This is a genomic window from Pseudomonas sp. REP124, from assembly GCF_020164475.1.
Classification (GTDB): domain Bacteria; phylum Pseudomonadota; class Gammaproteobacteria; order Pseudomonadales; family Pseudomonadaceae; genus Aquipseudomonas.
Map to the genome: position 1 here is coordinate 1 of NZ_JAIQWX010000237.1, position 5795 is coordinate 5795.

At 61.7% G+C, this 5795-nt stretch carries 6 protein-coding genes; 5 read left to right on the top strand and 1 reads right to left on the bottom strand.

Annotated features, from left to right (window positions below):
• Positions 1-39: 39 nt before the first annotated feature.
• Positions 40-894, bottom strand: a complete 855-nt coding sequence (locus tag K9857_RS29345; RefSeq protein ID WP_224541916.1) for a LysR substrate-binding domain-containing protein — start codon at positions 892-894, stop codon at positions 40-42.
• Positions 895-1029: 135 nt separating this feature from the next.
• Here K9857_RS29345 and K9857_RS29350 point away from each other — a divergent pair, with 135 nt between their 5' ends.
• From K9857_RS29350 to K9857_RS29370, 5 genes are all read left to right on the top strand, one after another.
• Positions 1030-2082 (top strand): agmatine/peptidylarginine deiminase, encoded by a 1053-nt coding sequence (locus K9857_RS29350; RefSeq protein WP_224541919.1) that lies wholly within the window; start codon positions 1030-1032, stop codon positions 2080-2082.
• A 4-nt stretch (positions 2083-2086) separates the two neighbouring features.
• Positions 2087-2995, top strand: a complete 909-nt coding sequence (gene aguB / locus K9857_RS29355; protein ID WP_224541920.1) for an N-carbamoylputrescine amidase — start codon at positions 2087-2089, stop codon at positions 2993-2995.
• Position 2996: 1 nt separating this feature from the next.
• The gene (locus K9857_RS29360) at positions 2997-4100 is read left to right on the top strand and encodes an extracellular solute-binding protein (protein WP_224541923.1); all 1104 of its coding nucleotides are present in this window, start codon (positions 2997-2999) and stop codon (positions 4098-4100) included.
• Positions 4101-4159: 59 nt separating this feature from the next.
• A complete protein-coding gene (locus tag K9857_RS29365) occupies positions 4160-5281 on the top strand; it encodes an agmatine/peptidylarginine deiminase (RefSeq protein WP_224541925.1) in 1122 nt (373 codons plus the stop codon).
• A 67-nt stretch (positions 5282-5348) separates the two neighbouring features.
• Positions 5349-5729 carry a RidA family protein gene (locus K9857_RS29370; RefSeq protein WP_224541927.1) on the top strand — a complete coding sequence of 127 codons (381 nt, stop codon included), beginning with the start codon at positions 5349-5351 and terminating at the stop codon, positions 5727-5729.
• Positions 5730-5795 lie beyond the last annotated feature (66 nt).

Consider the following 5795-nt stretch of genomic DNA (forward strand, 5'->3'; position numbering starts at 1 on the left):
TTAAGTAGCCGTTACCAAAAAAACGGATATGTACACGATCTAATAACCCTCCAAACTCTCAACCAACCACTCACTAAACCCCCGCGCATTACTCTCACTATCCCGATGCGTCAGAAGTGCCCAATTGGGGCCGCGGATGGTTTGTTCCACCAGTGGTTGCAACTGCCCGTTCGCGCGAGCCTGCCGACTCAACAACTCACTAACCAACGCAATCCCAAGCCCCGCGCAAGCCGCATCCAGCAGCAACCCCGGATCAGAGAAGTTCAACCCCTGATCCTGCTGCCCGACATCAATCCCCGATTCCACCGCCCAATGACTCCAATCCATCTCCCGCTCGCCATGCAAGGTCGTGCGCTGCTCCCGGGGTTGCGCCAACAACCCCGGATGGCACGCAGGATAAAGCCGATCGGCATACAACACCTTGAAGCTGCACTCCGCCTGGGAGCTGATGTCGTCGCGCACGGCAATATCGATGGTCTGCGTCGCCATGTCCGGCACTTCATCGGTGCTGAAAATCCACAGATCGACCTGCGGATGCCGACTGCGGAAATCCCCAAGACGCGGCAGCAGCCAGTGACGGGCAAACGCCGGGGTCGTGTTGAGCACCAGTTGATTGGGTTTCTGATATTGCCCGAGCCTGCGAATACCCACCGCCAATTGCTGCAGCATCGCCTGGGTAGTGCTCAGCAGGTCATGGCCGGCGTCGGTCAGGCTGACACTGCGTCCGCTGCGGAAAAACAGCGGCTGCTCCAGATACGCCTCGAGACTGCGGATCTGCTGGCTGATGGCCGACTGGGTCAGGTGCAGCTCCTCGGCGGCCTTGTGAAAACTGCCCAGGCGGGCGGCGGCTTCAAAGCCGCGCAGGGTGCTGAGTGGCGGCCAGTGCTTGAGCATATTGATAAGTTCCTCTAATCACTTTTCTGCAAAATCCATCGTTTGTTTGCCCGTTTTACGCGCCGTAGCATGCATGCCAAGACCGCCAAGGCAGTTTTCATTGAACACAATGGCTTAACTAAAGGGCTTTTTATCATGCAGCAGAACGAGATGGGAAATAGCGGTTGGATGATGCCGGCGGAGTGGGTTCGCCATGCCGCCACCTGGATGGTCTGGCCGCACAACAAGGAACTCTGGGAGTCAGGCTGGCGCGTGACCCTGGCGCAGGTTCAGCAGGATTTCGCCGGTGTGGCCAACGCCATTGCCCGTTTCGAACCGGTGAAAATGGTCGTCGATCCGTCCGCCGTCGCCAGCGCCAAGGCCCTGTGCGGTCCGAACATCGAGCTGATTGAGTTGGCGGTGAACGACAGCTGGTGCCGCGACTCCGGTCCAAGCTTCGTCTGCCACCCGCAACAAGGCCTGGCCGGGGTCAGCTGGCGCTTCAACGCCTGGGGCGGCAAGTCGGCCCATGACCTGGACGAAGGCCTGGCGCGTCGTGCGCTCAATCACCTGGGCCTGCCGTGCTTCGGCACGCCGCTGAGCAACGAAGGCGGCGCCATTCATGTCGACGGCGAAGGCACGCTGATCACTACCGAATCGGTGCTGCTCAACCCCAACCGCAACCCGGGCGTGACCAAGGCCGAGATGGAAGAGATCTTCAGTCGTCTTCTGGGCGTGAAGAAAACCATCTGGCTGCCGGGCGATCCGGACTATGTCACCGGCGACATGACCGACGGCCACGTCGATGGCGTCTGCGCCTTCGCTCGCCCTGGCGTATTGCTGGTGGACGCCACCCGCGACCAGAGCTCGGTGTACGCCGAAGTCGCCCGGGAAAACCGTCGCGCCCTGGAGCTGGTCACCGATGCTCGCGGACGCAAGTTTGAAATGATCGAGCTGTTTGAAGCCAGCGAAGCGGTGGACACCGAAGCCGAAGTGTTCTGCGCCTCGTACACCAACTTTTACATCGCTAACGACGCGATCATCATGCCGGCCTACGGCATCGCCGCCGATAACGTCGCCGCGCAAACCCTGGCCCAGGCCTTCCCCGGGCGCGAAGTGGTGCCGGTGCGCATCAATCATCTGGCCCATGGCGGCGGCGGGGTGCATTGCATCACTCAGCAGCAACCGGCCTGGCCGGTGGAGGGTTGATGCCATGACGATTCTGACCGTCGCCACCACGCAGATGCCCTGCACCTGGGACTTGAAAAACAACCTCGATCAAGCCGAGCAACTGGTCCGCGAGGCCGCCGCCAAGGGCGCCCAGGTGATCCTGTTGCAGGAGCTGTTCGCCACGCCGTATTTCTGCATCGAGCAAAGCCACCAGCACCTGGCCCTGGCCGAGACCTTCGGCGACAGCCCGGTGCTCAAGCGCTTCGCCGCGCTGGCCCGGGAGCTGGGCGTGGTGTTGCCGTTGAGCTGGTTCGAAAAGGCCGGCAACGCTTACTTCAATTCGCTGTGCGTAGCCGATGCCGACGGGCGACTGCTGGGGGTGTATCGCAAGACCCATATCCCCAACGCCATCGGCTATCAGGAGAAGGAATACTTCAGCCCTGGCGATACCGGTTTCCGCGTCTGGGACACCGCGTTCGGGCGCATCGGCGTCGGCATCTGCTGGGATCAGTGGTTTCCCGAAACCGCCCGTTGCCTGGCCTTGATGGGCGCCGAAGTGCTGCTGTTCCCGACGGCCATCGGCTCCGAGCCCGGCTGCGCGACGCTGGATTCGCGGGATCACTGGCAGATGACCATGCGCGGTCATGCGGCCGCCAACATCCTGCCTGTCGTGGCTTCCAACCGCGTCGGCCGGGAAGCGGCGACCACGGATCCGACCTTGCAGATGAGCTTCTACGGCTCGTCCTTCATCAGTAACCACAAGGGCAAGCTGCTCGCCGAGGCCGACCGCGACAGCACCGGCGTGCTGGTGCACAGCCTCGACCTTGCGGCCATGCGCGAAGAGCGTCTGAGCTGGGGCATCTACCGCGATCGTCGCCCGGAAATGTACGGGGCGCTGTTGAGCCAGGACGGTCGCCACATTCACTCACGCTGGAATGCCCAGGGGGTCTGACATGCGTACCTTCAATCGACTGTTGCCCGCCGCCCTCGCACTGGCCATCAGCGCTGCGGTGCCGGCGCTGCATGCCGAAGAAAAGACCCTGCGGCTGTACAACTGGGCTGATTATTTCGCCGAGGACACCCTGAGCCGTTTCACCGCTGAAACCGGGATCAAGGTGATCTACGACGTCATGGACGGCAGCGAAACCCTGGAGGCCAAGATGCTCGCCGGTGGCAGCGGTTACGACCTGATCTTCCCGGGCGACACCGTGGCCGAACGGCTGATGCGCGCCGGCAGCCTTATGCCGCTGGACCGCTCCAAGCTCACGGAGCTTTCGGACATCGAACCCGGTCTGCAGAAACTGCGCGGACAGTACGAGCATTCCGCCGGGGCCACCGTGCCTTACACCTGGGGCACCATTGGCGTGACCTATAACGACGAACAGATCAAACAGCGCATGCCCGACGCGCCGGTCAACAGCCTGGACATGCTGTTCAAGCCTGAGCTGGCGGCGAAATTCGCCGATTGCGGCATCTCGGTGATCGACTCGCCCGACGAAGTGTTGGCGGTGGTACTCAACTACCTGGGCCGCGAACCGCGCAGCGCCAAGCCCGAAGACCTCAAGGCAGCCAGCGCCTTGCTGCAGAAACTGCGGCCGTACGTTCGCAAGTTCCAGTCGCAACCGGTCACCGACCTGGTGAACGGCAACCTGTGCCTGTCCCTGGGCTACAGCGGCGACATGACCCAGGCGCAGCGCACCGCGGATTCGGCCGGCAAGAAGACCACCTTCCAGTACCGCATTCCCAAGGAAGGCACGACGGTGTGGATGGACACCATGGCCATTCCCGTGGACGCCAAACACCCGGAATACGCCTATGCGTTAATCAACTTCATCATGCGCCCGCAGAACATGGCCGCCATCAGCAACTTCACCGGCTACCCGACTTCCAACGCCAAGGCGCGTCCCGGTGTGGATGCAAGCATGCGCGACAACCCGGACATCTATATTGATGAAGCCACCTACGCGCGGTTGATCCCGGGCAAAGATATTCCCCAGGCCGACATGCGTGCCCGCATGCGCACCTGGACCAAGTTCAAAACGGCCACAAGCCAGTAAACCCAAGCCAGTAATTAAGGGCCGGCATGATCTGCCGGCCGATTTTCAGGAACATCTACATGTCGACGCGTCGAGATTTCATCAAACAGGTATTGGTGCTTGCCGGTATGGGAGCCGCTTTCACCGGGCTCGGCTTGTCACCCACCGCCGTGCTGGCGGCCAGCGCAGAGCGTTGGTACATGCCCGATGAGGGCGACAAACATGAGCAGGCCTTCATCGCCTTTGGCGCTCAGGATGCGATATGGGAAGACTTCACCCCGGACGTGCAAGCGGCGCTCGGGCGCATCGCGCGGGCTATTGCCGACTATGAGCCGCTGACCGTGTTCTGCCGCAAGAGCGAGCGGGACCTGGCCGAGGAACATTGCGGCAGCGCCAATGTCACCTACGTCATCACCGAGCTGGATGACATCTGGATGCGCGACATCGGCGCCAATTTCGTGGTCGATGGCAAGGGCGGGCTGGGCGCCGTGGATTTCAATTTCAACGGCTGGGGCAACAAGCAGTGGCACAGCAAGGATGCCCGGCTGGCGGCGCTGATCGCCACCAACGAGCAGGCCAATTACCTGCGCAGCGAGCTGGTGGGCGAGGGCGGCGGCATCGAAGTGGACGGTCACGGCACCGGGATCATGACCGAAAGCAGCTGGATCAACGCCAACCGCAATCAGGACTGGACCAAGGCTGAGGTCGAGGAAGAGCTGAAATTCCGCCTGGGCCTGCGCAAGATCATCTGGCTGCCGGGGATCAAGGGCAAGGACATCACCGACGCCCATGTCGATTTCTATGCACGCTTCGTCAAGCCGGGGGTGGTGATCGCCAACCTCGACACCGATCCGCGGTCCTACGACAACAAGGTCACCAAGGCCCATCTGGAGATCCTCAAAAACGCCACGGACGCCGATGGTCGCAAGTTGCAGGTGCATACCGTGTCGCCACCGCTCAAGCCGCGCAAGAGCAAGTTCAGCCAGGGCAATGACGACTTTGCCGCCGGTTACATCAATTATTTCGTGATCAACGGGGCGATCATCGCGCCGGAATTCGGTGACAAGGAGGCCGATCGCAAGGCGTTTGACCTGCTCTCAAGGCTTTATCCGGATCGCGAAGTGGTGCAGCTCAACATCGATGCCATCGCCGCCGGTGGCGGGGGTATTCACTGCGTGACCAGTCATCAGCCAAGGGTCTAGCAGCGGCAGTGGGGACGTCTGATAGACTGACGGACGTCCCTTTTACCTCCTCGAACAAGAGAGCCCCATGGCCAATCAAGACGTCGTCTTCTATCCCGATCCCGACCAGGATTCCATTTCCTCCGATGTTGCCGAGTTCAACGGCATCCTGATGACCACGCAGATCCCGACCCGCTTCGACGGCACCCTGGAACTGGGCGACATCACCGTGCAGAGCGAATGCACCCTGCAAGCGCTGAAGATTGCACTGGAAGGCGCCGGCAGCTCCATGGACCGGGTCATGCATCTGACCATCTACCTGACCGACATGACCGACCGCGCCGCGTTCAACGAAGTCTACAAGCGCTACTTCGCCAAGCCATGGCCAGTGCGCGCCGCCGTTGGCGTTGCCGCCCTGGCGGTGGAAGGCATGCGCGTGGAAGTCGTGGCCACGGCCGCCAAAGCCTGATTCCCGCCACACACGCAAAACCCCTGTGGGAGCGGGCTTGCTCGCGAAAGCGGTGTATCAGTCGAC